The sequence below is a fragment of the Psychrobacillus sp. genome (genome assembly GCF_056205495.1).
This window is the reverse complement of sequence record NZ_JBAEAP010000563.1, coordinates 1-1,581: the sequence shown is the minus strand read 5'-3', so window position 1 is coordinate 1,581 and position 1,581 is coordinate 1. Positions and strand designations below refer to the sequence as shown.

Below are 1,581 nucleotides of genomic sequence, written 5' to 3'. Positions count from 1 at the left end.
GATATCTTTGCCTTGGTGCTTCCTTTATGGGCGGTTAAGCTTGCGCTTTATACGTCCTTTGGGATTGGTAGCTTATTCGGCATTTATCCGGCATGGAAGGCTGCTCGTATGAATCCTAGTGAGGCATTGCGGTTTGATTAGTTTTGATTAGCAGAGGTTAGGCTGGGAAGCAAGTAGGATTATTATATGAATATTATTACAGGTGCCTGGCACCTGTAATATAATATGTATGTACTACCTTTTTGGAGAGCTTGTACTTTTTTTATTTACCTAAAGGTTTTTTGTTGTGATTTAGGGAATAAGATAAGATATAGAGTTTCGTAGAAGGGGGAAAAATAGTGAAACAAAAGGTACAAATATTATTGGCTTTATGTTTGTTTGTTTTTAGTTTAAATATGCCAGCAGCTTTTGCGGCGAATGACAAAATAGATTACGTGGCGTTAGGAGATTCCATCGCTAGTGGTCAAACACCATATGGAGAAAAAGTTGGACGTGGATTTACAGACATAATTAGCGAGAAGCTTGAGAAGGAAGGACGTTTAGGTTCCTTTACGAAGGAATTTGCTAAATCCGGAGAAACGACGGATAGACTTTTAGAGAAGTTGAAGCGAGAAGATGTTCAAAAGGCGTTGAAGGAAGCTGAATTAGTAACAATCGTCAGTGGTGCTAATGATTTTATCCAGGCCTTTTATGACCCTAAGGATGAAAGTGTGAATGTCGACCTTACAGCAGCAACTTTAATATTGAGTAAGGTTTCGGACAATCTAACAACTGCAGTTAAGCAAGTGAAGGCTATTAATCCAGATGCTGAAATCTATTTGTTCGGCTACTTTTTTCCGTTTCCACATATGACGGATATTGCTACGAGACAGCAGCTACAAATGGCATTCAATATTGTTAATAATCGAATAGCGGCTATTGCAGAAAGTGAAGGGGTGCATTTTGTTAATGTGGCGCCAGCGTTTGATGCAAAGGGAACGGTCTATTTGGAAAATCCAAAGGATATTCACCCAAACGAAGCTGGCTACCAAGTAATAGCTGACCAATTTTTCTTAAAAACGCTGCCTGAGCTACCACTTGGATGGGGCAGAGTGATGGAGAAAAATATACCTGTAGCCTCTGATAAAAAATGGACAATCACGTTAAGCAAGGATGTCAACAGTGCAAGTTTGAATCAATCCATTTTTGTCATGAAGGATGGTTCAATGGCAATACCAGTTGATAAAGCTGTGTCCAAGGCAAATGGGAAACAAGTCGAGGTATTCGCTCCTAAAGGTGGATATAAACCAGGTTCCTACGAGCTAATGATTACGAATGAGCTGAAGGGGACAGATGGAAAACCCTTAACGGAAAGTGTGTTAGTGAAATTTGTAGTGAAGTAGAAGATAGCTTTTGGGAAACTAATTGTTTTTAGTTGATCTGAGTTCCCAAAGCAGTTGGTGGTTGGGAAAAAAGAAAAGTCTATTTCATCTTTAAGAGATGAGATAGGCTTTTTTCTATGTATTTGAGGACTGTTATGTAAGAAGAGTTGTTGAGTTTTATTATATGGATATTATTACAGGTGCCAGGCACCTGTAATAA

1 protein-coding gene is annotated in these 1,581 nt (G+C 39.0%); it reads left to right on the top strand.

Going from position 1 to position 1,581, the window contains the following annotated elements; translation table 11 throughout:
• The first annotated feature begins 338 nt into the window (after positions 1–338).
• Positions 339–1,382 carry an SGNH/GDSL hydrolase family protein gene (locus AC06OU_RS15860; RefSeq protein WP_475857063.1) on the top strand — a complete coding sequence of 348 codons (1,044 nt, stop codon included), beginning with the start codon at positions 339–341 and terminating at the stop codon, positions 1,380–1,382.
• Positions 1,383–1,581 lie beyond the last annotated feature (199 nt).